The sequence below is a fragment of the Archangium minus genome (assembly GCF_044360475.1).
Lineage (GTDB): Bacteria > Myxococcota > Myxococcia > Myxococcales > Myxococcaceae > Archangium > Archangium minus.
In genome coordinates, this window is the sequence record NZ_CP043494.1 from 809285 (window position 1) to 834233 (window position 24949).

The 24949-nt window shown below is 65.8% G+C and carries 28 protein-coding genes; 10 read left to right on the plus strand and 18 right to left on the minus strand.

Translation table 11 applies throughout. From position 1 onward, the window contains the following. Positions 1-47: 47 nt before the first annotated feature. Entirely contained in the window at positions 48-1433 is a 1386-nt protein-coding gene (gene dbpA / locus F0U60_RS03400; RefSeq protein WP_395813883.1) for an ATP-dependent RNA helicase DbpA, read from the plus strand. Positions 1434-1538: 105 nt separating this feature from the next. Continuing rightward, positions 1539-2204: a hypothetical protein gene (locus F0U60_RS03405; protein ID WP_395813885.1), complete on the plus strand. Its 666-nt coding sequence runs from the start codon at positions 1539-1541 to the stop codon at positions 2202-2204. A 65-nt stretch (positions 2205-2269) separates the two neighbouring features. On the opposite strand, the gene F0U60_RS03410 is transcribed toward F0U60_RS03405, so the two are convergent. Beyond that, positions 2270-2770, minus strand: coding sequence for a hypothetical protein (locus F0U60_RS03410; protein ID WP_395813887.1), 501 nt, complete (start codon positions 2768-2770; stop codon positions 2270-2272). A 419-nt stretch (positions 2771-3189) separates the two neighbouring features. On the opposite strand from F0U60_RS03410, the gene F0U60_RS03415 reads away from it, so the two are divergent. From F0U60_RS03415 to F0U60_RS03425, 3 genes are all read left to right on the plus strand, one after another. Continuing rightward, positions 3190-4005 carry a DUF4184 family protein gene (locus F0U60_RS03415; protein WP_395813889.1) on the plus strand — a complete coding sequence of 272 codons (816 nt, stop codon included), beginning with the start codon at positions 3190-3192 and terminating at the stop codon, positions 4003-4005. 108 nt (positions 4006-4113) lie between these two features. Further along, on the plus strand, positions 4114-4752 hold the full coding sequence (locus F0U60_RS03420; RefSeq protein ID WP_395813891.1) for a TlpA family protein disulfide reductase: 639 nt from the start codon (positions 4114-4116) through the stop codon (positions 4750-4752). A 13-nt stretch (positions 4753-4765) separates the two neighbouring features. Then, a complete protein-coding gene (locus F0U60_RS03425; protein WP_395813893.1) occupies positions 4766-6316 on the plus strand; it encodes a hypothetical protein in 1551 nt (516 codons plus the stop codon). A 112-nt stretch (positions 6317-6428) separates the two neighbouring features. Here the strand turns inward: F0U60_RS03425 and F0U60_RS03430 are convergent, their stop codons facing one another. Then, positions 6429-6806: a hypothetical protein gene (locus tag F0U60_RS03430; RefSeq protein ID WP_395813895.1), complete on the minus strand. Its 378-nt coding sequence runs from the start codon at positions 6804-6806 to the stop codon at positions 6429-6431. A 307-nt stretch (positions 6807-7113) separates the two neighbouring features. Between F0U60_RS03430 and F0U60_RS03435 the strand changes: the two genes are divergently transcribed. Together F0U60_RS03435 and F0U60_RS03440 are read left to right on the plus strand one after the other, a co-directional pair. Further along, entirely contained in the window at positions 7114-7518 is a 405-nt protein-coding gene (locus F0U60_RS03435) for a MerR family transcriptional regulator (RefSeq protein ID WP_395813897.1), read from the plus strand. Positions 7519-7591: 73 nt separating this feature from the next. Continuing rightward, positions 7592-8395 (plus strand): NAD(P)-dependent oxidoreductase, encoded by an 804-nt coding sequence (locus F0U60_RS03440; RefSeq protein ID WP_395813899.1) that lies wholly within the window; start codon positions 7592-7594, stop codon positions 8393-8395. A 78-nt stretch (positions 8396-8473) separates the two neighbouring features. Here F0U60_RS03440 and F0U60_RS03445 read toward each other — a convergent pair whose 3' ends face one another. The 6 genes from F0U60_RS03445 to F0U60_RS03470 form a co-directional block, all read right to left on the minus strand. Beyond that, positions 8474-8638 (minus strand): hypothetical protein, encoded by a 165-nt coding sequence (locus F0U60_RS03445; RefSeq protein ID WP_395813901.1) that lies wholly within the window; start codon positions 8636-8638, stop codon positions 8474-8476. Positions 8639-9155: 517 nt separating this feature from the next. Beyond that, on the minus strand, positions 9156-9860 hold the full coding sequence (locus F0U60_RS03450) for a TetR/AcrR family transcriptional regulator (protein WP_395813903.1): 705 nt from the start codon (positions 9858-9860) through the stop codon (positions 9156-9158). A gap of 115 nt (positions 9861-9975) precedes the next feature. Beyond that, positions 9976-11448, minus strand: a complete 1473-nt coding sequence (locus F0U60_RS03455) for an aldehyde dehydrogenase family protein (protein WP_395813905.1) — start codon at positions 11446-11448, stop codon at positions 9976-9978. Positions 11449-11729: 281 nt separating this feature from the next. Beyond that, entirely contained in the window at positions 11730-12317 is a 588-nt protein-coding gene (locus tag F0U60_RS03460; RefSeq protein ID WP_395813907.1) for an ADYC domain-containing protein, read from the minus strand. A 33-nt stretch (positions 12318-12350) separates the two neighbouring features. After that, positions 12351-12551, minus strand: coding sequence for a hypothetical protein (locus F0U60_RS03465; RefSeq protein ID WP_395813909.1), 201 nt, complete (start codon positions 12549-12551; stop codon positions 12351-12353). 147 nt (positions 12552-12698) lie between these two features. After that, positions 12699-13046 (minus strand): hypothetical protein, encoded by a 348-nt coding sequence (locus F0U60_RS03470; protein ID WP_395813911.1) that lies wholly within the window; start codon positions 13044-13046, stop codon positions 12699-12701. 62 nt (positions 13047-13108) lie between these two features. Between F0U60_RS03470 and F0U60_RS03475 the strand changes: the two genes are divergently transcribed. Then, complete coding sequence (locus tag F0U60_RS03475) at positions 13109-13969, plus strand: hypothetical protein (protein ID WP_395813913.1); 861 nt, start codon at positions 13109-13111, stop codon at positions 13967-13969. Here F0U60_RS03475 and F0U60_RS03480 read toward each other — a convergent pair. From F0U60_RS03480 to F0U60_RS03490, 3 genes are all read right to left on the minus strand, one after another. Next, positions 13966-14760 carry a hypothetical protein gene (locus tag F0U60_RS03480; protein ID WP_395813915.1) on the minus strand — a complete coding sequence of 265 codons (795 nt, stop codon included), beginning with the start codon at positions 14758-14760 and terminating at the stop codon, positions 13966-13968. The two genes, F0U60_RS03475 and F0U60_RS03480, sit on opposite strands and share 4 nt — an antisense overlap. Positions 14761-14823: 63 nt before the next feature. Next, positions 14824-15903: a hypothetical protein gene (locus tag F0U60_RS03485; protein WP_395813917.1), complete on the minus strand. Its 1080-nt coding sequence runs from the start codon at positions 15901-15903 to the stop codon at positions 14824-14826. A 67-nt stretch (positions 15904-15970) separates the two neighbouring features. Then, complete coding sequence (locus F0U60_RS03490) at positions 15971-16561, minus strand: TetR/AcrR family transcriptional regulator (protein WP_395813919.1); 591 nt, start codon at positions 16559-16561, stop codon at positions 15971-15973. Positions 16562-16611: 50 nt separating this feature from the next. Between F0U60_RS03490 and F0U60_RS03495 the strand changes: the two genes are divergently transcribed. Continuing rightward, on the plus strand, positions 16612-18924 hold the full coding sequence (locus F0U60_RS03495) for a molybdopterin-dependent oxidoreductase (RefSeq protein ID WP_395813921.1): 2313 nt from the start codon (positions 16612-16614) through the stop codon (positions 18922-18924). Positions 18925-19087: 163 nt separating this feature from the next. On the opposite strand, the gene F0U60_RS03500 is transcribed toward F0U60_RS03495, so the two are convergent. The 5 genes from F0U60_RS03500 to F0U60_RS03520 form a co-directional block, all read right to left on the minus strand. Next, positions 19088-19513: an SRPBCC family protein gene (locus tag F0U60_RS03500; RefSeq protein WP_395813923.1), complete on the minus strand. Its 426-nt coding sequence runs from the start codon at positions 19511-19513 to the stop codon at positions 19088-19090. Between the two features lie 93 nt (positions 19514-19606). Further along, the gene (locus F0U60_RS03505; RefSeq protein ID WP_395813925.1) at positions 19607-20458 is read right to left on the minus strand and encodes a helix-turn-helix domain-containing protein; all 852 of its coding nucleotides are present in this window, start codon (positions 20456-20458) and stop codon (positions 19607-19609) included. A gap of 136 nt (positions 20459-20594) precedes the next feature. Continuing rightward, a complete protein-coding gene (locus tag F0U60_RS03510) occupies positions 20595-21095 on the minus strand; it encodes a hypothetical protein (RefSeq protein WP_395813927.1) in 501 nt (166 codons plus the stop codon). Positions 21096-21106: 11 nt separating this feature from the next. Beyond that, a complete protein-coding gene (locus F0U60_RS03515; protein WP_395813929.1) occupies positions 21107-21241 on the minus strand; it encodes a hypothetical protein in 135 nt (44 codons plus the stop codon). 22 nt (positions 21242-21263) lie between these two features. Further along, positions 21264-21884, minus strand: a complete 621-nt coding sequence (locus F0U60_RS03520) for a DUF2381 family protein (protein WP_395813931.1) — start codon at positions 21882-21884, stop codon at positions 21264-21266. A gap of 368 nt (positions 21885-22252) precedes the next feature. On the opposite strand from F0U60_RS03520, the gene F0U60_RS03525 reads away from it, so the two are divergent. Further along, positions 22253-22912: a helix-turn-helix domain-containing protein gene (locus F0U60_RS03525; RefSeq protein WP_395813933.1), complete on the plus strand. Its 660-nt coding sequence runs from the start codon at positions 22253-22255 to the stop codon at positions 22910-22912. A 12-nt stretch (positions 22913-22924) separates the two neighbouring features. On the opposite strand, the gene F0U60_RS03530 is transcribed toward F0U60_RS03525, so the two are convergent. Both F0U60_RS03530 and cra read right to left on the minus strand, forming a co-directional pair. After that, positions 22925-23800: an NAD(P)-dependent oxidoreductase gene (locus F0U60_RS03530; protein ID WP_395813935.1), complete on the minus strand. Its 876-nt coding sequence runs from the start codon at positions 23798-23800 to the stop codon at positions 22925-22927. 127 nt (positions 23801-23927) lie between these two features. Further along, positions 23928-24911, minus strand: a complete 984-nt coding sequence (gene cra, locus F0U60_RS03535; protein WP_395813937.1) for a catabolite repressor/activator — start codon at positions 24909-24911, stop codon at positions 23928-23930. Positions 24912-24949 lie beyond the last annotated feature (38 nt).

The window sequence follows — 24949 nt, forward strand, 5'->3', positions numbered from 1 at the left end:
GGAACGGCTCCACCTGTTACAAGGGGTGGAGACAAACCGAGGCCCTGATGGATTTTGCCGCACTCGCCCTTTCACCGCCGTTGCTCCAGGTCCTCGAGGAGCTCGACTTCCGGACCGCTACCCCCATTCAGGCCCAGAGCATCCCCGTGTTGTTGCAAGGCCGGGATCTCGTCGGCCAGGCCCGCACGGGAAGTGGGAAGACCGCGGCCTTCGCGCTCCCCCTCCTGCAGAAGATCCAGCTCCCGCAACGGCGACTCCAGGCGCTCGTGCTCTGCCCGACGCGGGAGCTCTGCGCGCAGGTGGCCGGAGAAATCCGCCGGCTGGGTCGCAGACTGCCGGGGCTCCAGGTGCTCGTGCTCGCGGGGGGCCAGCCTGTCCGGCCTCAGGTGAACGCGCTTGAGAAAGGTGCTCACATCGCCGTCGGCACACCCGGCCGCATTCTGGACCTCCTCGAACGGCAGGCCCTTGAGACGGGTCGGCTCTCCACCGTGGTGCTCGACGAGGCCGATCGGATGCTCGACATGGGCTTCCGGGAGGACATGGAGCGCATCCTCCGCGAGACGCCTCCGACGCGACAGACGGTGCTCTTCTCGGCGACGTTCCCCCCGGACATCGAGGCGCTGAGCCGGACCTTCCAGAAGGAGCCCGCGCGCGTGACGGTCGTGGAGGCCGAGGCGGCTCCCGACATCCAACAGCTCCGGTACTCGTGCGCGCCCGAGGAGAAGACAGCGCTCCTGCTGCGAATCCTGCGGCACCACCAGCCGGCCGCCGCCATCGTGTTCTGCAACCTCAAGGCGACGGTCGTCGAGCTCACGCGGGCGCTGGTCTCCGCCCGGGTGAGCGCGGACGGTCTCCAGGGAGACATGGAGCAGAGTGAGCGCGACAACGTGATGGCGAAGTTCCGCAATCACAGCACTCGCATCCTCATCGCGACGGACGTGGCGGGCCGCGGCATCGACGTCGAGGCGCTCGATGCTGTCATCAACTTCGATCTGCCCTCACAGCCCGAGCCCTACGTGCATCGCATTGGCCGCACGGGGCGCGCGGGAAGGACGGGCCTGGCCATCTCGCTCGTCACGCCGCAGGACGAGCGCAAGGTGGAGGGCATCGAGCAGGCCACGGGCGTGAAGCTGGAGCGCGCGAGCCCGGAGACACTTCCCCCCGCGGACGCGGCGAGCGGGGGGGCACTGGAGTCGGAGTGGGAGACGCTCCTCATCTCCGCCGGACGCAAGGACAAGATGCGGCCGGGGGACATCCTCGGGGCCCTGACGGGAGAGGCCGGAGGGCTGAAGGCCTCCGACATCGGGAAGATCGACATCCACGACCGTCATGCCTACGTCGCCGTCTCCAGGCGCGTCGCCCGCGTGGCGCTCCAGCGGCTGCGCGAGGGCCGCATCAAGGGGCGCAAGTATTGGATCGAACGGGTGGGGTAGCACGCCGAGCGGTCACACCGCCGTCACACCTCCTTTCATAGAGCGCTTCACCTGGCCGGGATTCGCCGGTCCGGGAAGGTTTCCCATCCAAGGAGGAAGAACGCCGTGTGGAACGCGATACAGAAAGCATCGAAGTCCGTGCTGGCCATGGGGATTGTCTTCAGCTCCATGACCGCGCTCGCAACCGAGTGGTTCGACACGACAGCGGCCGAGCGCGCGGCAACGGGCTACCCCATCAGTAATCGAGACAAAGTGGGCTGGGCGTATGCGAGCCGCAGCGCGAACGAGGTATGTCTGGACAAGGGGTTCCCGGCGGGCCAGTACCTGGGCCATCAATCCGGCGAGCTCATGGGCGTCAATTGCTTCGATGATGACACCGTCGACTGGTTCGACACTACGCTGACGGAACTCAAGCAGACGTTTGGTTGGGGGAGGTATGTCGATGACAAGGACCACATCGACGCGCAGCTGCCGGTCTGGGCGAACCTGGTTGCTTATTACGCTTGCTACCGCCGCGGTTACGGAGCGGGCTTCTTCACGGGCCACCAGTCAGGGGAGTTGGTGGGCCTCCACTGCATTCCTCGCGACAGGGTGCACACGGTGTTTGTGCCCGCGAATGATCGCCCCGACGGCTGGTCCTGGGTCCACATGAACATCACCGCCAACGATGTGTGCGCCTCCCATGGCTACCGGACGGGCATTCTCTACGACTACATCGCGAGCGGTGAGCAGCCCCTCTGGGTGAACCTGAAGTACAACTGCTTCAACTGAAGCAGGCTCGGGGCGCGGGCCTGCCTGTCATCCCCGTGCAGGCCCTTCATCTCACTTCCCTCGGCTCACCGGCCCGCGGGGAGTCCGGCTCCCGTGTGGTGCCTGCGATGGAAGGCGTGCGGTGCGCCGTGCGCGAAGCGGTGCCTCAACAGGAGCGCGGGGCTGAGCGCCATCGCCAGGTTGGCCGGGAAGGCGCACCCCACCCCGAGCCCCGTGAGCGCCACGAGGAACACGATGCACCCCACCAGGGCGAGCCGCGCCCAGACTCCTCGGCCGAGCAGCACCCCCAGTCCGCACAGCAACTGCCCGAGCGCGATGGGCAGCACGAAGAGCGCGGGATTTTGGGCGAACGGCCCCTCGATGAACGCCTGGTAGAGCGGAATGGCCGTGGGCCCGAAGCCCTCCACGTAGAGCTGGGGGTGCAACAGGGCGAGCATTCCATTGACGGCACTCGCGAGCAGGAAGACGACGGCTACGAGCGACCGGCCCACCGTGTGGGGCCAGTGGGCACAGGCTGCTGCGAGGAGCGCGGCCACGATGAACGAGACGAAGTAACCGGCGAGCATGGGTGACCTCCGGGGGCCTGGATGTCTCCCCGTAAGCTCAGCACGCCACGTGCCAGCGTCTGCCCGTCGGTGATGCGCTCCCCTTCGGCGCAGCCTTTGCGCTGACGCGCAAGAATGGTGAGGACTCCAGGACGGATGGGGCCTGCCCGCCACCACGGTCAGGCCCCCGGTCCCTCTTCACTCGACGGTGATTCCCAGGACAAAGGCCAGCTTCACGATTGCCTTGCGCACGGTGAGCTCCTTCAGGGTTGGTTGCACCATGAGCATAGTCGGTTTCACGAAAGCTTGAGCCTGCACGGGGGGAGAGCTCCAGCTTCTCGCCCGCCCCGCGGTACCACCCGCCCTGGCGGGCGCCTGCGCTGCTCCCTCCACGAGCGGAGTGTCGTGCATCCAGCGCGAAGGGGACACAAGGGGTTGCCGTGAGCACCGGAGTGAATACCGATTGCGGTCCCGTGCCCGTCACCCTGCCTGCACATGCCGCCGCGGTGCTGCCCTTCTTCCGGCTCTCTCGCCGGGGCGTGCTGCCCACTGCCCTCATCGTCGGTGCCTGCGCGCCGGACCTCTCCTACGTCTACGCGCTGCGCGAGCTGGGTGACTTCGCGCATGCGTTCCCCGGCTTCATCCTCTTCTGCCTCCCCGTGGGGCTCGCGGTGCTGCTGTGGCTGGAGGTGCTCATCCTCCCCGCGCTGCGGCTCGCCCTGCCCGAGGTGGGCGGTGTGCAGTGGGGTCGCTTCGCGCGGACGGAAGGGCTGCCTCGCTCACCCCTCGCCTGGTTGATCACCGCCGCGACCCTGGTGCTCGGTGCCGCCACCCATCTCCTCTGGGACGGCTTCACGCACCACTCCATGTGGCCCGCGCAGGTGCTCTATCCGGACGTGGTCGTCCCTGTCGGGAGCAGGGACCTGCCGCTCTCCCGCGTCCTTCAGCACATCTCCTCCCTGGTGGGCTCGCTCGTGGTGTTCGCGTACATGGCGCGCCGCTACCCACATCTGGAGCCCGTGCCGGGCGGCTCCTGGTCCTCGCTCCTCCGCGTGCTACTGCCCACCGCCGCCGGGGCCTGTGTGGGGCTCGCGTTGCGGCTGGTGCGCTACCAGGACATGGGGGCGCTGGAGGCGCAGCTCTGGTGGGCCTTCTGGCCCACGGCGACGGGGGCGCTCGCCGGGCTCACCGTGGGCTGCGTGCTCGTCCGGTGGCGCGCGTGGCGTGGGATGCCCGAGCTCAGCCGCGGCACGTGAGCTCGCGGGGGCGGGCTGGGGCGCAGGCGCGCCAGGGGGAGCGGGTGTCCGCGGCCAACCGGGCGTGATACAGGGACGAGGGCACCGAGTCGTAACGCCCACGCGCCCATGAACCTCATTCCACTCATCGAGTTCATCGTCGGTTGGGGCCGGTTCACCTCCTGGCTGTTCATCCTCGCCAGCCCCTTCGTCCTGCTGTTCGGCGTCTTCAGGAAGAGACTCTCCTGGGCATTCTTCTTCATGACTCTCAGTGGGGTGATGTTGCTGGGGGGCCTCATCGGCGTCTTCACGCACTCCTCCGCGGTGTCGAAGCTGGCGCCCGTGCTCGCGGGTCCGTTGGGGAAGCGGCTCGTGGTGCCCTTCACGCAGCTGGTGGACGGGAAGCCGGGCTCGCTCGACACCTGGTCCGGGAAGGTCGTCCTCCTTCAATTCAGGGCGAGCTGGAACGACGACGCGCGCGCTCCCATGCGGGACCTCGAGCAGGTCCTGGCCGAGCTCGGCGGCTCGGACCTCGTGGTGGTGGCGCTCTCGGACGAGCCGAGGGACGTGTTGCTCGCCCAGCCGCAGGTACCCCAAGGCGTGGTGCAGGGCACCTTCGAGCTCGAGTCGCTGCCGGAGTCCCTGCGCGGCCATGCGGTGATGCGTCCGGTCTCGGTTCTCATTGATCGGCAGGGCATCGTTCGCGATGTCTTCGTTGGCAAGCAGACCGCCACGTTCCTCGCGCGAGAGCTTCGCGAGTACCTCTGAAAGGCGTCGACGCGTGACGATACGGGAAGGGCTCTGGGACTGCGGGTTCTGCGGAACGAAGGGCAACCTGGGGCGGCACAAGCAGTGCAATCACTGCGGTGCAGCGCGACAGAAAGACGTCCAGTTCTACCTCCCGGACGAGGCGCCGGCCGTGACGGACGAGCGCCTGATCGCCCAGGCCGAGGCCGGTGCGGACTGGTACTGCGAGCATTGTGGCTCCGGTAACACGGGGACCCTGGACGTGTGCCGGCGTTGCTCCGCGCCCAAGGGCGCGAGCCCAAGCCACCCAGTGACTGACCACCCGCCGGAGGGTGGTGCGGTCGGGTCCAAGAAAGCCGGGGAGCTGGGTCCGCCGTGGCCCATACCGGCGGAGCCCGCTGCCGAGAAACCCGCTGCCACCGAGCCCACAACCCAGAAGCTCAGTGAGGCTGAAGCCAAGGATGCAAACAGGGGTTGTCTCATCAGCCTGATCTTCATCGCCCTGGTCGTCTTCGGAGGGGTCGCCGGGGCGTGGCTTCTCTTCAGGCAGGTGCAGCCCGAGTCCCAGCGCGTCTCCGCCACGGTGGTCGGCTTGTTCTGGACGCGCGAGACGAAGGTCGAACAGCGCATCAAGGGCGTCGTGACGGGCTTCGCCTGGGAGCGGAGCATCCACCTTGAGAAGCGAGAGACGCTCCAGGGCAGCGGGACGTCCCTGCCCCAGGGCGCGAGGCGGCTCCGCTCGCGCCTCGAGACCGAGACGTCCCGGAGTTGCACCACCCGGAAGGTGCGCGACACGAAGGAGGTCAGCGAAAGCCGGCAGGTGGTCTCTGGCTACAAGACGGAGACGACGTACGAGACGTACAAGGAAAAGGTGGGGACCCGCACGAAGAAGTCCAAATGCGGGAGCATCAGCCTGGGAAATGGCTTCTTCAAGGACAAGAAGTGCAAGACCAAGGAGCCGGTCTACGAGACTCGAACGCGCGAGCACACGAAGAAGGTGCCGGTCTACCGCAACGAGACGGTCTCCCGGAGCGAGCCCGTCTGGCGAGAGGAGGAGGACTGCACCGAGAAGCCAGTCAAGGTCAGGTATTACGACTACACGTACGACGTCTGGACGAAGGGTCGGGTCCTGACGGAGACGGGGACGGACCGGAAGCCCTTCTGGCCGAAGGTGACCCTGGAGCCCGGGGAGCGGGAGGGCTCCAGGCAGGAGGTGTACCGTGTGCTCTATGTGGAAATGGGCTCGGGGCTCGAGCGGTCCTCAGAGCAGAGCCTGGAAGTGGGGGAGACTCAGTGGCGGCAGCACGAGGTGGGCGCGGATTTGCGGCTCGAGCCCGAGCGATGGGGGCCGGCCCGTCCGCTCACCCTGAGTGCGCAGGGTCCTGAGGATCTCATCCCGCGGTGGCCGGAGCTCCTGGCGGACGAACGGGTGACGGAGAAGCGCGCGAAGTACCTCCTCCACCTGAGAGACGACAACGGGTTGGGGTACTCCGCGCCGGTGAGCGAAGCGCAGTGGAACCGCCTCGCGGTAGGGCGCCGATGCACCGTTGTCCTCCGTCACGGCCAGTTCTCTGGTGTGGAATAACGGGAAGCCTGTGCACCCCCTCTTCGCCCCTCCTTCCAGCCTCCGGAGACTCCTCATCACCCCCGCGCCCGCGGTCGTGGTCGGCGTCTATGTGATGCTCCGGCACGGCGTGTCACCCGCCATCATCGGGCTCCAGGCCGCAGCCGCGCTCCTCGCGGGGTGGAGCGGCGCGCAAGTTGCCCGCCTGCCGCGAGACAAGGTGCTTGCGTGGGCCCCCGCACTTGCAGCTGTCCGGACCCGCGGGGCGCGTGCCATCCGTGCAACTCAGGGGCAGGAAGCCCACCTCCGCGAGGTTGCTCGAGTACCGATCCTTCTCTTGGAAGAAGCTCCGCTCCGTCGTGAAGAGGGCGTGGATGTTCGCGAGGCCATCCTTCTCCTGGGTGGTGCACACGGACTCGGTGGGGACTCGCTCTTCCCAGTCGATGTAGCGGCGCACCCCGGCGCGCTCAAACCAGAAGACGATGTTGCGTATAGGCGGGATAGAAGCCATGTTGAGGGGGAGGGCTGGAGCGGAGGGGCCGAGAAGGGCCGCTGACGGGGCCAGCAAGGCCGCGCGCCGCGCCGGTACACGGGACGGTACAACCCCTTGGGGCACACCCCTGCCCTGGCCGCCCTCGCTTGAGGAGAGAGGCAGGGAGTTGGGGCGTATTGACAGCGGCTGCGCCAGGTTCAGCACCACGCCTGCGAACGTGGGGGCGAGGCCACTGCGCGAGTGCGTGGCCTCGCCTTGCCCCCTTCCCACCGTGCCCCCGCTTCCAGCGCGCGTTGACAGCCTCTTCAAACGTGACGTATACGTCATGTTCGTAATGCCGACGAACGAGCGCATGCGGATTGGAGAGTTGGCGCGGCGAGCCCAGGTGACTCCGCGCACCGTGCGCTACTACGAGAGTCTTGGCCTCATCCCACCGGGCGAGCGCCACGGCACAGGCCAGCACTTCTACACGGAGGACACGCTCGCGCGTCTGCGCAAGATCGAGCAGTTGAAGCAGCTGGGGCTCAGCCTGGATGAGATAGGTGAGGTCATCGAGCTGTATTTCACGGACCCCAGCGGCGTGCGACCCAAGCAGAAGGTCCTCGCCATCCTGCGCGCGCATCTCGCCGAGGTGGACCAGAAAATTGGCGCCCTGGAACAGTTTCGTGCGGACCTCCAGGCCAACATCGAACGATTCGAGCGCTGGTTCGAGGAGCGAGGGCAGCAGTAGTTTTTTTTTCCTCTAAAGATGACGTTGACGTCAACATCACGTTTGACCCTTCGGTTCAGGAGGACGCATCAAAATGAGTGAAGCGATTGGATTCATTGGACTTGGGCTTCTGGGACTGCCCGTGGCAACCAATCTGGTGGACGCCGGGCATTCGCTCCGGGTCTACAACCGCACGGCCGCCAAGGCGGCGCCGCTCGTCGAGCGAGGCGTGTATCTGGCGAGTCGCCCAGCCGACGTGGTGACGCCGGGCGGCGTGGTCGTCACCCTGGTATGGGACGATGCGTCCCTGGAGGACGTCGTGAAAAGCGATGGCTTTCTGGAGCGACTCGGGCCAGGAGGCGTTCACATCTCCATGAGCACGGTGTTGCCTGAAACGGCCCGGAGGTTGGAGCGCCTGCATGCGCAACAGGGCTGTGCGTATGTCGAGGCACCTATCTTCGGAAGACCCGAGGCAGCGGCCGCCCGCAGACTTTGGATTCCGGTTGCCGGTAAGCAGCCAGCCAAGGATCGGGTCCGACCACTGCTCGAGGCAATGGGGGCGCAGGGCATCTTCGATTTTGGCGAAGCGGTGGGGGCCGCCACCACGGTCAAGCTCGTGGGGAACTTCCTCATTGTCTCCGCCGCGCACTCGCTCACCGAGGCACTCTCCATGGCCGAAAAGAGCGGAGTGGATCCAAAGGCAGTCGTGGAGATGCTGACGACGACCCTGTTCGCTGCTCCGATCTATCAGAGCTACGGAAAGATGATCGCCGAGAAGACGCCGGCCATGCAGAGTCCGATTCCCCTGAAGGACGTGGGGCTCTTCAAGCGCACCGCCGAGCAAGTCGAATCACCCACACCCATCTCGAGTCATTTGTATGAGCTGCTGAGGGTGTGAGAATCCCAAGAAGTACTGCGTTTCGAACGCACCGTCGCAGCACCAGACGACGGTTGAACAATCGGAGGCAGGGGCCCTTCAGCGAAAGAACTCCGCGGGCATGGTCTCGAATCCGCGCGGCTCCGCGTTCGAGTGTGCCTTCGCGAGTTCCGCAGGCGGCTCACCCGCGCGCAGGCGGCGAAGCAGCTCGCGAGGGTCGACGTCGACACCGATGGGGTTGGAACCGAAAACCTCCGACTGCATGAAACTCGTCGCGTATAGGCGGGATAGAAGCCATGTTGAGGGGGAGGGCTGGAGCGGAGGGGCCGAGAAGGGCCGCTGACGGGGCCAGCAAGGCCGCGCGCCGCGCCGGTACACGGGACGGTACAACCCCTTGGGGCACACCCCTGCCCTGGCCGCCCTCGCTTGAGGAGAGAGGCTAGGAGTTCGCTTGAGGAGAGAGGCAGGGAGTTGGGGCGTATTGACAGCGGCTGCGCCAGGTTCAGCACCACGCCTGCTGGGGTGGTCCCCGGGCCGGGGCCCGCTTCAGAGCCTTTGGGAAGCAGATCGTAGCAGTCATCAATTTCCCGGAGAAGCAGATCGGCCCTTTCATGTCCGAATGTCTGGTGACCGGGTTCCACGACGCCTCGGGAAACGTCAGTCTTTGTGTGCCCGAGCATGACGTACCGCTCGGCACAAGGCTGTTGTGAATGACATTGTCATATGCCGGTAGCGAGTCCTGAGGAATCCTGCGCGCCGACTCGAAAGGATGCAGCGCTCTTCAGCGACCCAGCCGCAATGTATCCGCTACCTGGCTGTAATACCGCGAGATGAACTTTTTCCCATCGGATGGAGAAAACAAATACAGCCGCATGAGCCCTTCGAAAACCAGCGAGAGGCGCTCGGCAACCGCATTGGGGTCGAGGCCGGCGGAGATCTGGCCGTTTTTTTGGGCTGTGCGAATCCCACCACGCATGGCTTCCACCAGTCCTGGCTCGGAATCGCGGAGGAGTTCGGCGACCCGCGGATTACGCGCCCCCTCGCTTGCGATCTCCGCACGCAGGACCGCGAGTGCGTGTCCCTGCGGCGTCAGGAAGATGTCGGCAAGTGTTTCCTCGATCGCGTCCCGACTGAAATCGGTATTCCAGAAACGCGTTATCATGCCATGGTGACGCTTCAGGTCGACTTCGATGAGGGCGACGATGAGCGCTTCCTTGCTCGGGAAGTACTGGTAAATGTTCGCCACGCTGACACCGGCCGCGGCACTGATCTCCGCAATGGAGGAAGCGTGGAAACCCCGTTGTACAAAGCAGGTGCGGGCGCCATCGAGGATCTGCGCCATGCGTTCTTCACGCGCCTGTTCGTTTACGGGACGGCCTCGCGAGGCCTTGGGTACGCCTTTTTTCATGCTCAAACTATATAGATAAAGGAACACCCGTTTCAAACTGCGAAATTCCGCAGGACGGTAATCATGGACGAGCTGCATGATGCCGGCTTGGTGATCGATCAGTAGCAGTGCCGAGTCGTCAATCGGTGTTTCCGTTAATGGCGCCGGACGTGCCCTGCCTGCTGGGGCCAGGGCACGCGGCTCCGGCAGCAGATCAGGCCGCAGCTTGCGGCGCCTCGACCGACGCGTACACCTTGACTTCCTGAAACTGTTCAATGGCACGGGGACCGCACAGAACACCGATGCCACTCTGCTTGAAGCCGCTCTGCTCGAAGTGCTCGGACATCACCCCCCAGCAGTTCATCCAGATATGGCCCGCCTGGATCGCCTTACCGACGCGACGGCAACGTGCTGCATCACCTGAGAAGACCGAAGCCGCGAGACCATACTCGGTGGCATTGGCGCGCACGATGGCGTCCGCTTCGTCGTCGAAAATCTCGAATGTCTGGACCGGCCCGAACACCTCGTTCTGAACGACGAAGGCCTCGAGGGACTCCACTTCGATCAGGCTGGGCCGGTAGAAGGCGCCCCCAGCCAACGGACCTTCGGTGACCGGACCGCCACGAACAAGAATCTTGGCGTAGGAAGCCGCCTCGGCAACCACGGCGTCCACGCGCTGGACGCTTGCGGCATCGATCAAGGGACCAAGCTGGGCAGCAGGATCGTCGCTCTCGCCGAGCCGGACGTTCTGATAAGCCTCGACCAGCGCCTTGCGCAGGGCATCGGCCATGCCGCGCTGGACCAGGACACGCGAGCCGGTGCAGCAGAATTGTCCGTTCATCGCGACCAGGGCGGTGACGAGCTGCGGGACCACGACGTCGAGGTCGGCGTCGTCGAAGACAACCAATGGCGCCTTGCCTCCCAGTTCAAGGTTGAGCCGCTTCAGCGTCTTGGCACCGTTGGCGGCGATGACACGGCCTACCTTGGTGCTGCCAGTGTAGCTGATCATATTCACCGCGGGAGAATCGACCAGCATGGACGCGGCGATGCTGCCGGTTTCCGTGACAACGTTCAGTACACCGGGTGGCAAGGACTTCGCTGCGGCGATCGCTTCGACGAACAGCGAATTGGCCAGTGCCGTCTGATGCGGCAGCTTGAGGACGACCGAGCATCCGGCTGCGAGCGCCGGGGCGACGGCGCGAACAGACAAAATGATCGGCGAGTTCCAGGGAGAGATCACACCGACCACGCCGATAGGTTCAGGATCGGAGTGGAAGTGAAGGCCGGGAGCCGCTTCGAGCGCCCGGCCGCCCGTCTGCAGCAGCGCGGTCGCGGCGGCGTAGCGCAGCCATTCCACCGTTACCGTCAGTTCCCACTGCGTCTGTGCAAGCAGCTTGCCGCCTTCACGTGCAAGCATCAACGCAATCTCATCCACTCGTTTACCGACTTCGTCGGCCAGTTCGAACAGGGCACGCGATCGAAGGGACCGGTCCTTGGACCAGTTCGTCGTGTCGAAAGCAGTCCGGGCAGCCTGGATTGCCTGCTGCGCTTCGTCGGGACCGATGTCCAGGTAATTGCCGAGCGGTCGTCCGTTGGACGGGCTGATGGCCTCCCTGATCGTGCCGCCGTTATTCCACTTGCCGTTAATCCAGTTCTTCGCAGGTTCCGTCATGGTCGAGCGTTCCATCACAGCTTCCTTTCAGTGCAATCCCGTTGATTGGTTGATCGAGACGAGGTGCGGGTGGGCCGTGGCCTGATCGTGTTCTGCCGGGCCAAGGGGAGCAGCTACCTCGCTCCGTCTTCACCATGAATATAATAGTAAGCGCTCACTCATGTAAATGCAAAGGTTTTTTTGCGTCTCGCGCCTCCCACCCCTGGGATGCCCCCGGCACCCAAGCCGGACTGACGAGGGGGCGCCACGAGGTGTCCTACGGGCCCTCGCCCTGGGAGGAGGTGCCCTTCGAGGCTTCATAGGACTGGTTGCGCAGCAGCGCTGACGCGGGGTTGACGTATCACTCCGAGCCGATCGTACATGTCGATGGCGGTGTTCTCGTGCGTGTGGCTGCGGCCGTCGCCGCAGTAGTCGGCGCGGGCCATGCGCGTGCAGGCCTGGTGGAGGTCGGCCATCGATTGCCCGTCGCGGCTCGCCCAGGGCTTGTAGCCCCACTGGATGCACTTGCTGATGGCGCCGTTCTCACAGGCGAAGGTGAGCTTGCCCGGGGCCTTCTGGTGGGCGCCGTTCGCGTTCCAGGTGCCTCTCACCGCGAGCGCCCGGGGATCGGGCACGTTCGCCAGGGCGACACAGGGGTTCTCCCACTCCTGGGCCACCGCGTTCCAGGCCTCGATGCGGTACCAGACCATCCTGGGATCCTCGGCGGAGGGCTCGGCGCCGCAGATGGCCACCTCCACCGGCTGACCATCGCTCGCCGTGCCCTGGAGCACGGTGCCGACCACGCCGCCCTTGCCCGCGGCCACCAGAAGGCCGCCCTCGAGCGTCAGGGCCTTCACCTGGGCATCCGCCTGCTTCAGGGGGGCGAGGTCCGCCGAGACGAGCACACTGGTGCGCTCGTCCGTGGCCTTCTCGGTGTTTCAGTCCCGCCGGGTCCCCCACAGCATCGTGCCCTGGGGCTTGACGGTGCGATGAGGCGACTGGGACTGGCAGCGCCGTGCATAGCGCTCGGCCTCGGACAGCGGGGCGGCCGCGCTCGTGGGCGTGGGCTGCCCGGCGTGCGCCAGCATGGGCAGCTGAAGACACATCCAGGCAAGCAGATACCTCTTCATCGCGGTCATGGCTCTCTCCTTCGATTTCGTTGGGGTGGGCGTGAATTCCTGGCCCGCAACGGAAAGAGCCGGTGACCTGGGCACTCATGCACGAAATCCGCGGGCTATTTCTCCGGCGGCTCCGGCGCGGTGGGCCCCGTCCGCGTAGTGCGGATACTACCCTCGCCAGGCCGATTCCCGAATGACGCGGCAGAAGTCGCCACGGACGAACCGCGGCTCCTTGTCCGCGAGCACGTCCGCCTTGACGTTGCCGAAGGTGGTTCGCGGCTTGTGTTTGATGCCGTCGTAGAACGCTTGAATGATGTCTTCCTTGAAGTGCTCGGTCCGGGGATGGGCGGCGACCACCGCCTCGCGCTCGCCGTCAGGGTACTCGGCGTAGGTCAGGCCCAGCACGTCCATCTCCACGCCGGCGGTGACCAGCGCGACCACCGGATGCATGTGTTCCGGGATACGCGGCGCCGTGTGAAGCGCGATCGCGGTCCACACCACGTCGAGGTCGGACACCGTTGTCCTCCGTCACGGCCAGTTCTCTGGCGTGGAATGATGGGATGCTGGTGCACCCTCTCTTGGCCCATCCTTCCCGCCTCCGGAAACTCCTCATCACCCCCGTGCCCGCGGTCGTGGTCGGCGTCTCTGTGATGCTCCGGTACGGCGTGTCACCCGCCGTCATCGGACTCCAGGCCGCAGCCGCGCTCCTCGCGGGGTGGGGCGGCGCGCAAGTTGCCCGCCTGCCGCGAGACAAGGTGCTTGCGTGGGCCCCCGCACTTGCCGCCGGTGGGCTCCTCTGCGGCTTCTTGACGCTCGTGTCTCCCGGCCTGGACGGCGTTCATCGCTGGTGGGTGTTGGGCCCCCTCCGGCTGCATGCGTCGGCGCTCCTCGCTCCCCTCGTTCTTCTCGGGACCGCTGTCCTGTTCGAGGCCGGGAGGCCCCTTGCCGCGGCGGGCGTTGTCCTCTTGATGCAGGCGCTCCACCTCCTTCAGCCGGATGCCGCCCAGGCGACCGCATTCGGAGCCGCCTCGCTGGTGCTCCTCACCCTCTCCCCCGGAGGGCTCCTGCTGCGCTGGGGGCTGGGCTCGGTGGTGCTGCTGTCCACCGCGCTCGCCTGGGGGCGCCCGGACCCGCTATCCCCCGTGCCGCACGTCGAGGGCATCGTTCGGCTCGCGGCCGAAGCCGGCATGCTCTGGGGCGTCGCGGCCCTCGCGTCGATGGCGGTCATCCCGCTGGGACTGGCCCTCGTGGGGGTGAGCGCGTGGAGTCGCTCCTCCCCGCTGGAGCGGCGGGTGATCGCCAGCCTCGCGATGTACCTCGGGCTTCAGGCGCTCACCCCCGCTTTCGGTCATTTCCCCGTGCCTGTCCTCGGCTTCGGCGTCTCCCCCCTCATCGGCACCTGGCTGTCGCTGGGGATCGTGGGTGTATTACGCCGCTAACACGAGGGCTGGGCCCACTGCTCCAACTGGTTCCTCAAGACCTGCACCGCGCGGGCCGGATAACGCTCCATTCGGTGCGCGAGCTGCTCCTCGGCGAAGCGAAGGAGTTGCCAGGCACACAGGCCAGGCTCCTGCAGCAACGCCTGGTGGAGCGTCCGCCCCTGCTCCGGGAACGCCCGCTCGAAGCGGCGGAACGGGTCGAGGTTGTCGAGCCGGCTTTCGCTCCCCGTGGGCAGACAGTGCGTGAGGACTCGCAGCAGTTGTTCCAGCGCATGTTGTTTGATGAAGGCGTTGCCACTGAGCACCTCTCCGCGAGCCGTACGTCCCGCTCCGACCAGCAGCGCTGACAGGAAGAGTGCGAAGGCGCGCTCCACGTCGAAGGAGGAGGCCTCGGTGGCGGACTTCGTGCGCAGGTGCCGCAGGTCGGCTTCCACGTGCGCGCGGTCGAGCAGCACGCGGTAGTCGTTCACCCTCGCCAGGTGCAGCTCGGCTTCGTCGAAGATCGCGAACTCCAACAGGTGGCCATCGTCATAGAGCACCTTGAGCCCATGCGCCGTCTCGCGCACCTTCAGGACGATGCGCTCGCCATCGGGCAACCAGCTCAAATCCTGGCGGAACGACTCCTGTACTCCCGCGACGGTGATCACGAAGAAGTCATGGTCCGACCACGCGTCCGGCGTACGCCCGAGCTCGGCCATCGAGCCCAGCGCGACCAGCCCCAGCACGCGCGCATCGGACTCCAGGCGGGTTCTCAGTTGTTGTGTGAAGGAACGGTAACGCTCGAGGTTCATAAAGGTCTCAGGGGAAGCTCCACTTGACCTTACCAACTCGGCTCGGTCCGTGGCCCTGATTGCTCAGGTCTCGATTTCCCAGACGAGCACCGGTCGTCCCTGCTCACGCGCGTTCGGATCGGGCTCTCGGGGATAGGGGTTCGGATTCACCTCGGACATCCCGAACGTGACGAAGCGGCGCCCCGACGGGGAGAAGCGGATATCGGTCTGATCCAAAAGCCTCTCCGACACAGCGGCGCGAGAAGCCGTGTCCCACAGCTGCACGTAGTACTCACGTCTTTGCGCGTCCCCGGATTGGATACGGGCTCTTCCTTCCACTGCGAACCAGGGCTGGCCTGGCGCACCGACGATCCTGAGGGGCTCTTCCTTGAGCTCCACCCTCGCGAGTGTTTGCAAGGGCTCGAGCTGCCAGATGTCGATAAAGGATCTGACGTCTGAAAATGACGTGAGGGTCCCGTCGTGAAGAATGGCAATGTGGTAGGTGTCACCCTGGGACTCCTCTCCGTGCGAGAGGGAAACCAGGGGCTTGGGCGAGGCCCTCCGGTTGTCGTGGATCGGGCCTGGCTGGTTCGGGTCGATCGAGCACAGGTCGTTGGTGTCTTCGGAGACGCACAGCAGGGCGGAACGAGAGGGATGCCAGGTGCATGACCTCGTATCGAGTGCGAACAGGTTGTTCAGCGACGGGAGTTCAAAGATATCGGTGACGTCTTCTGTGATCACCGCACAGCGGTTGCCGTCGGGCGAGAACACGAACTCGGGGGGAGAATAGAAGCCCGAGCCCACGGCCAGGAACTTCCAGGCGTCTTGCGTCGCGCTCCATCCCACGTAGACGTAAGGTCGGATGGCCACCAGGAGGGCATCGCCGCGCGGGGACACCCCGAGGCACGGGAACAAGCCAGCGAGTTGTTGGAAGGATTGATGGTAGATGTCCGAGACATCCCGGTCGTCCATGGTGAACCGGGCCTTCATGCAAGGCGCTAGGACGTCCTCGCCTCGATGGAGCAGCGTGACCCGCTCGTTCTCCAGGGAGAAGCGCTGCACGTTCGCCGAAGAATCGGTGAAGAGCAGGGTGTCCTCATTCAGGAAGGTGGCGTCGCGCACGCGCAAAGAGGGAGGAAGGGTTTGGAGGAGCTGGAGCTTCATGACAGGGCCCAGCCTACCTTGAGCGATCTCTGCCTGCCCGTCGACATGCAGCTGGAGCTCCTCAACACTACGAATCGTCTGACACCCTGGCTGTGCTCAACAGTGAAGCGATGCTCTCTCGTGCGCTCTTGCGTGCGGCCTCGAGCACCTGGCGCTTCGCACTGTCCGTCGCGAGTCCACGGGCGATCATCACCGCCCCGACGCACTGGTTGAGGAGCGCGAAGGCGACCGATGCGTCGCCCACCTTCTCCGAGAGGACGGCCAACAGCTCCAGAAGCGCGCGCTCGAACACCTCCTTCGTCTCGGCCGAAGCGCGGCCAATCTCCGAAGCCAGTGTCGGCAGCACGCATCCCGACTCCGGATGCCGCACATGCGCAAGGCTGAGGTAGGTGTCGATGGCGAGGAGCAGCTGCTCTTCGTTGCGCGGCTCGAGGGTGGAAAAGCGGCTGCGCGTCGTCTCGAGCTCCATCTCGACGATGGCGGACAGCAGCTCTCCCTTGCCTTCGAAGTGCCGGTAGAACGCGCCGCTGGTGAGCCCTGCCGCGCTCGCGAGCGCATCCACGCCGCTGCCAGCGAATCCCTGCTGCTTCGCGAGCGAGGCGCTGGCGCGCACGAGTTTCTCACGGGACCGGGTCTTCTGTTCGGGGGGGTAGCGCATAAGCCTCCCATAAGATAACGTTCGTTATCCCTTTGGCCAAGGTCCCCTCCATGACCACCGAGCAGACCGCCTGCATCCTGTGCTCCCGTAACTGTGGGCTCCGCGTCGAAGTCGAGGGCTCCCGCCTCACGAGCATTCGCGGCGACGACGCGCACCCCGTCTCCAAGGGCTACCTCTGCCAGAAGGCCGCACGGCTGCAGCACTATCAGGAGAACGCGGATCGCCTTGAGCACCCGCTGCGTCGCGAGCCAGATGGCAGCTTCGTGCGCGTGGGGTGGGATGAGGCGCTCGCCGACATCGCCGCCCGGCTGGTCGCGCTTCGTGAGCGGCATGGCGGTCGCGCGTTCGCGTTCTACGGCGGTGGCGGCCAGGGCAATCACCTCGGGGGCGCGTACAGCCGGCAGCTCACGAAGGCGATGAAGAGCCGTTTCGTGTACAGCGCGCTCGCCCAGGAGAAGACCGGCGACTTCTGGGTCAATGGCCGGCTGTTCGGCGACCAGCGTTGCCACATCACGGAGGATGTCGAGCACGCGGACGTCGTGCTCTTCATCGGTACGAATCCTTTCCAGGCGCACGGCATCCCAAATGCGCGTGACACGCTGCGGGAGCTGAAGAAGGACCCCGCGCGCACGATGGTCGTGATCGACCCGCGCAAGACGGAGACGGCGCGCATGGCCGACGTGCACCTTCAGCTGCGCCCCGGCACCGACGCCTTCCTGCTCGCCGCGATACTCGGCATCATTGTGCGCGACGGCTTGCACGACCAGGCGTTTCTCGCTGAGCGTTGCACTGGGTTCTCGGCGGTCGAGGCCGAGCTCCGGGCGGTCCCCATCGAGGAGTTCGTTCGTCGCGCGGATGTGCCTCTTGCCGACGTCGAGCGCGTCGCACGGACGTTCGCCGGTGCGCGCGCTGCGTGCGTGCGCGTCGACCTGGGGTTGCAGCAGAGCCTTCACAGCACGCTCAACTCGTACCTTGAGAAGCTCCTGTTCCTGCTGACCGGGAACCTCGGCAAGCGCGGGGGGAACAACTTCCACTCGCTCTTCCTGCCGATCCTCGGCAACACCGACGAGCGCGCTGGCCGGCACGTGCGCACCGCGCATCACCGCATGTTCCCGATTGGTGGGCTGTATCCGCCGAACATCCTGCCCGATGAGATCGAACATGACGGCGAGGATCGCGTGCGTGCGCTGTTCGTCGACAGCGCCAACCCGGTCCTCACCGGCGCGGACACCGCCGCCTACGAGCGCGCGTTCGCGAAGCTCGAGCTGCTCGTTGTCGTGGACGTGGCGATGACCGAGACGGCGCGCTTCGCTCACTATGTCCTGCCCGCGGCGACACAGCTCGAGAAGTGGGAGTGCACGGGGTTCAACCTCGAGTTCCCCGACAACGCGTTCCAGCTCCGCCACCCCCTGTTCCCCCCGCGCGCGGAGGCCCTGCCCGAGCCGGAGATCTACACGCGGCTCCTCGAGGCCATGGGCGAGCTGCCCCGGTCCTTCCCGGTGCTCGAGCGCATCGCGGCGGTCGAGCCCGCCGCCACGAAGCACGCCGGCTTCCTCGCCGCGCTTGGCGCGACGCTCGCCGCGAAGCCGCGGTGGGTCCCGTACGCCGCGTCGATCGCGTACCGCACGCTGGGGCGGGCGCTCCGAACGTCACGAGCGCACCCGGAGCGCGTACCGCCCGCCGCCGCGGCGCCCCTCATCGGGCTGGCGCTCGACCTCGCGCGGAGAGAGCCCCGCGCGGTCCGCGGCGCAGGGCATCGCGGCAATCGGCTCACCCTGGGCCTGTCGCTGTTCCAGACGATTCTCGACAAGGCCGAGGGCACGCTCGTCACGCGACACGAGTTCGCCGACACCTGGTCATTCATCCGTCACCACGACCGTCGCGTGCACCTGGAGATCGCGGAGATGCTCGGTGCGCTCCGTGCCCTTCGGGACGAGCCCGAGGTGACCCCTGAGCTCGTGCTGCTAGCGGGTGAGCGCCGCGCCTATAACGCCAACCAGATCTTCCGAGATCCCTCCTGGCGCAAGAGCGACCCCAACGGCGCGATGCGCATGCACCCCGACGATGCGCGCGCGCGCGGACTCTCCTCGGGCTCGCGTGCGATCTGCGAGTCGGACACCGGACAGGTCGAGGTGACGATTGAACTCGACGACGCACTCCGCCCTGGGATGGTCACGCTCCCTCACGGCTACGGGATGCGCTACCGCGGCGGAGCCCCTGTCGGCCCGCAGATCAACCGCCTCACGGCGAGTGACCACTGCGACCCGCTCGCGCGCACGCCCTTTCACAAGCACGTGCCGGTTCGAGTGACCGCGGTCGATGTCGCGCGGGACGAGGCATCCGGTGAAGCGACGAGGGCTTGAGCCATGTTGAAGAAGCCCACGCTGATCCGGTTTCGAGCCGACGGCGGCGGCGCTACCCGTACTCGTGGTTCGGGAGCACGAAGATGGCCCACACGCGAACGAAACGGCTGACCTGGTGCTCGCGAGTCTGATACCCCGACGGCCTTGACGGACTGGCTCGCGTTCAGCCCGGACGATCCTGTGACGACGGGTCCGGCTGTTGGCCCAGTGCCTTCTTCATGGCTTCCGCGCCCACCTCGATGAGCGGTGCGGCGACCTGCGCGAACTCGTCTGGAAGGAAGTCGGAAATCCATACCAACCTGCTGGTTCGCGGCCCCTCGGTGACGACCTGCATGGATGCATTGTGATGAGCAGGCGGTCCCCCGACGACCGCGTATGCGACACGCATGGTGGCGTCGTCGATCGTGACGATCCGTTCCTTCACGACCATTCCATTCGCGAACGTCACGATCCGGGCGTCCCCTTCCATGCGGCAGTCCACGAGCACGCCAGGGGTCAGCCGCTCATGCGCTCGTCCCACGTCACGCACGTCCCTCCAGACCTCCTCGGCGGGCGCGGGGATGACGATTTCCTTTCGAATCGTTCCCATCAGTCAACCGCCTTCGCGATGGGACCGTGGTCCACGACATCCTTCACCTTCAAACCGATGTGTTCGTACATGCTCCCTCCTGAAGAGAGGGGTTCACCGTACGAGTCCTGCCGCCAATCGATCTTGGAGGATCTTGCGGTCGCCTCGGGCCAGCCGACGGAAGCTCCGCGGCGACACGCCCGCGGCGCGGTGGAACGACCGCGTGAAGTTGGAGAGGTCTCCGAATCCCACGTCATAGGCCACCGTGCTGATCGCCTCGTCACTCTGGGCCAGCAATCGCGCGGCCTCTCGCAGTCGCAGGTGCACCAGATACTGGTGGGGCGTCACGCCGAGCACGGCCGAGAACAGCCTGAGGAAGTGGAAGGGGCTCAGACCAGCCTGTCCCGCTACAGCGCCCAGATCGAGCTCCTCTCGGCTGTGGGCGTCGAGCCACAGCGCCGCATGGACGGCCCTTCGGCGGTCGCGAGCGTCAACCTCCAGCGCCCGCTCGCGTTCTCCTGTCACGGCACGGACGAAGGTCGCCGCGTAGAGGATGCCGGCCTCGTCGACTCCGACGTCGCTCCGGCTCGTCGCCGCCGCCTGGGCCAGCTCTCCCGCCACGGCCAGCTCGCGAATGGGCGGAACACCGCGCGTGCTCCAGATGTCTGACGGACCACCCAACGTATCGAGGAGCTCCGGCGTCAGCCGAAAGCAAAGGCATTCATCGCCGCAAGTCGTGTGGTCATGCGTGCAGACGTAATCGTCGCCCGCGCGGCCTACGACCGTGGAGCCCGCCACCATGTCGCAGACTCGCCGGCCGACCCGGTACCCGAAACTGCCCGTGCGCACGTAGGAGATGCTCGTGCTCTCGTGCAGCTCGGTGAAGGGCTCCGCCGAGGTACCGGTCTCGCACTTGTAGGCCACGACCGTGAGTTGCCCCGTCTTCAGGACTGTCTGTATGGCCATGGCAAGGAGACGATACTACCCGATGACTCGGGGCCGAGCCTGGACATTCTTGCTGCGGAAGCTGGCAGGCGGGTATTCGTCTCAGCCCGACTGAGGGGCGCTCTGACACCCTTCGCGGCGAGCCGACACGGCAACGCTATCTGAACTCGTTCACAATGTAGACGCCAGCACGGGGAGAACCGAGGATGGCCGTCCCTGGCTTGGACTCGGGGTGCTTCCGGAGCTGCCCCATCCCGAGCCGAGCCACCGCGCAAATAGGCACCTGCTCTCCTCCATCCATGGGCTGAGCGGCGTAGTACCGGATGACGGCTTGTGGCCCGCTGGTCCAGACCCGGCCGTAGAGTCGGGCGGGTGCTTCAAGCAGCCCGAGGTTCTCCTCGAGTATGCTCTCGATGTTTCCCTCGTACAGCGTGATGGGATAGGCGCGGCTCTGGTTCGCATCGAGCTGGACCCATGCGGATTCCCCGACGAACATTCTCAAGTAGTTCATCGCCTTGTGCGATTCTGCTGGGCACTTTTCCGGCCCTGGGCTGCCGTCAGCACGGAGGGAGACTCTTCCCGTGACGGTTCCGGGGCATCCGGACGACATCACGAGCAGAACGGCGCAAACCAAGAACGTGAGCTTGTTGGAGGCCATGTCGCTTGCTCCTATCGCGCGATGAGGGCTGGATCTAGCTGGACGTAGGCTTGCCGGAGCCCGTCATGCCGGTAGACCTCCAGTGACAGGCTCGTCAACTCGCCATCGTCAACGAAGGCGCTACCGTCCACGACAAAGGCCATCACACCGGACCCGCCGGGCGAGATCTCACGGAGCGACCTTGCCCTTCCCCTGGAGTACCTGCGCATCGATCTTGGTATCGCCATCCTTTCCAGAAAAGCGGTCCACCACCCTGAACGGCGTCTGCACGACCGCGCCCGAGGCCAGCAGGGCGGCCAGGGCGTGGTCTTCCGAATTCTCTTCCTTGCGATAGCGCTGGTTCTCCTCCACGAGTGCGTCGTTCTTCTCGAGTGCTGCCAAGAGAGCTGCATGCATGGCCGCGTGGCTCTCGCGGTTCTTAAACACGTCGATCTGCTGGTCCGTCCACGACCACTCCTTGTGGCCCGAGGGTCTCAGGAGAAATGGAACCTCGGTTCCATCAACCAGCGTCACGACCATGGGGATTGCTTCGTCGTCATCAAGGTCATGGAGGGGTTCCAGGAGCACCTTGTTGCGGACCACCGCCAGCGGCTCGAGTCGGCCCTCCCAACCGAGCAGCTTGGTCTTGAGTGGATCGACGGGCTTCTCGAATCGGAGTGTCGTGACGACCTGCCCCTTCACGTAGACACGGTGGGTGGCATCACCCGGCTGCTCCGAGAGCAGGATGGCGCGTACGGAGAGTTTGTTGCGCTCGTTGCTGGCAAAGGCGGTTGAAGCCACGAGAGCCACAAGCAGTACAGACCGGAGAGGTAGCATCGGCAGGTCAACGTAACAGGAAGGGGGGGAGCATCCAAGCGCATTGGCGCCTTGTTCAGGGATGCCGACCCTCGTTCTGTTCGGGTCGCTGACTCAGTTCGGAGGTGATGGCGCTAAAAGGGGGCCGAACCCGGATTGACACAGGCGGCGCGGGCTCATACTTCAGCCGCATGAGTGAGCAACGGCAGGGCGAGACTCTTGCGGAACGACGTCCTCGGATCGGGCTCGGTGTCGAGCTGCGCGCTACACCCGCGGGAGAGATCCAACATCTGCTGCCTTCCGACCACTACATCAACGTCCACGCAGGGGCGCCCGTTCGGACATCGTGCCATTTGAGCCGTGTGCGCGCGATTCGCACGCGGGGCGACATCTGTCTCATCCCTGCCGGAATGCCCGATGCGTGGGTCGATGACGACGCGAGCAGCTCCGTGGAGCTCAGGCTGCCAGCCTCGCTCTTGCGTCGGGTCGCGGAAGACATGGGGCTGGATCCCGACCGCACGGGAATCGAGCCGCGATACAGTTTCAGAGAGGCGCAGATCGAGCATCTCGCCTGGGCGCTCGAGGCGGAGTTCCGTGCCGGTTTCCCAAATGGGCTGCTCTACAGCGAGAGTCTGGGCCTGGCGCTCGCGGCGCACCTGCTGACCCGCTACCGAGCGCCCGTGGAGGCTCCAAGAGGTCTCTCGAAACGACAGCTTCAGCGCGTCATCGAGCACATCGAGGCGCACCTGGATCAGAACCTCTCGCTCACTCGCCTCGCGAGCGAGGCCGAAGTCAGCGCATCGCATTTCAAGGTTCTGTTCAAACGCTCGATGGGACTCCCGGTGCATGAGTACGTCATGCACCGGAGGGTGGAGCGTGCCAGGGCGTTGCTCGTGCGCGGTGAGCTTCCCGCGAGCGAGGTCGCGCTGGAGGCCGGGTTCTCGCACCAGAGCCACATGGCACGCTGGATGAGGCGTGTTCTCGGCGTGACGCCGAAGTCCGTCGTGCGTTCGCGTGCCTGAGGCTGTCCAGCGTTACCTCATGAACTTGTGGAGAACGGCGAAGTCATCCTGGGCGTGTCCCGCCTGAAGGGCCGCCTGGAAGAGCTGGTCGAACGCAGCTGGCACGGCGTGATGGATTCCGTGCTCCTTGCACAGCTCGAGCAGGTGGCGAAGCGCTCCCTGGTGGGCATCGATCGTCGCGAGCGTCGTCTCATCACCGGCGAAGCGACCCGTTTGGATCCGTTTCACGAAATCGTCCACGGCTCCGTCGATGACCGGCTGGGTTGCCTTGAGGTATCCCATGAAGGCTTCGAGCGGAAGCTCTTCGGCCTTGCAGACGGACACGGCCTGAAGCACTCCGAACATCGAGCCCCACATGGAAACGAGGAGGGCGCTGTCGAGAGCGGAGGCGTGGCCCACGTCGCTTCCCACATGGAGGGCATTTCCCCCGAGCGCGAGGAGGACGGGTTTGTATTTCTCGAAGAGTGCACCCGGTCCTGAGTACAGAATGGTGCCTCCAGGCGCGCCGATGAAGTTCGGGGTCCCCATGATGGCTCCATCCAGGTAGTGGATGTCGTGCTGCCGAGCCCATGCGGCCATCTCCCTCGCCTGCCTGGGTGAGCCCGACGTCAACTGGACGAGCAGCTTTCCACGCAGGCCCTTCGTCACGTCGTCCTGCCGGAGCAGCCCGTCGCTGGTGACGTAGTCGTTCACGTTCACGACGACGATCTCCGCATCGGCGACGGCGTCCCGCACCGTTTCCGCGACCCGTGCTCCCAGGGCGGCGAGCGGCGCGCACTTGGACTTCGTGCGATTCCAGATGGCAACACTGTACCCCTGCTTGAGAAATGCACTTACGAGCGCGGAGCCCATACGCCCCGTACCGAGAACCGCGATGCCTGGCTTCATGACGATGTTCCTCTCTCTCCTCTGCTGTCGCTTCCCAACGAGCGCCAGCGTCGTCAGCCATGACTACCGCCTCCCCCTCTGGCGGGCGCGCACGGATGGATGACGCGAGAGCACGATTGGACGGTCGTCAGCCGCGGCGCTTGAGCTCGCGGGTGACCACCTCGCAGCCAGGTGCGTAGTGGCCCTGCACCGCGTCCAGCGCGCGCGCCAGCGTCACCTCGGCGATGCGCTCGTGCCGCTGCGGCAGTGAGTTGACGCGCAACGGCAGGAAGTCGAGCAGCCGATCATCCCCGAAGGTGGCCATCCGCAGCGTCCTCGGCAGGCCCTTGGGTGATTCGAGCAGCACGTCGAGCACGCCCTCCATCAGCGTGTACGAGCTCGTGAGCAGCGCGTCCGGCAGGCCATGCGTGGCGAGTAGCTCGCGCATCGAGCTGGCTCCGGTCTCGCGGTCATACCGGGTGCCGGTGATTTCGTGGATGTGCGCGACGTGGCCCGTGACGGCACGCCGGAAACCCTCGCGCCGTTCAACGGTGATGGAGAGCGTGTCCACCGCGTCCAGCCAGGCGACGCTGCGGGTCCGCTTGTCGAGCACCGAGCGCGTCAGTGTTTCGGCCGCCGACGTGTTGTCGCTGATGACGCAGACGAAGCGCCGTGGATCCAAGGAGCGGTCGACCGCTATCACCGGTATCCCGCCCTCCATCAGCTCCGTGTAGAGCGGGTCCTCTCCTGGCAGCGCGCTCGCTACGATGAGCGCGTCACAGCGTCTCGCCCGCAGCATCAACGCGAGCTCCCGCTCGGTGGCCGGGTCATCGTCAGAGCCGACGATGAGCAGTTGGTAGCCCTCCTTCCGGGCCCCGTGCTCGAGCAGCTTCGCGAGCCTGGCGTAGCTGGCGTTCTCGAGGTCCGGAATGATGAGGCCCAGCGTGCGGCTGGCTCCACGCCGCAAGGCCGCCGCCTGGGCGTCGATGCGGAAGTTGTGGCGCTCGACCACCGCCATCACCCGGGCCACGGTCTCGGCGCTGATGCGGCGGGCCTCGGCCTGGCCGTTGAGCACGTAGCTGGCCGTGGTTCGTGAGACTCCGGCCAGGCGCGCGATGTCGGACAGCGTCATCGGGTGTTCTCCGAGCTTCCTGGAAGAAGTGAATGCTT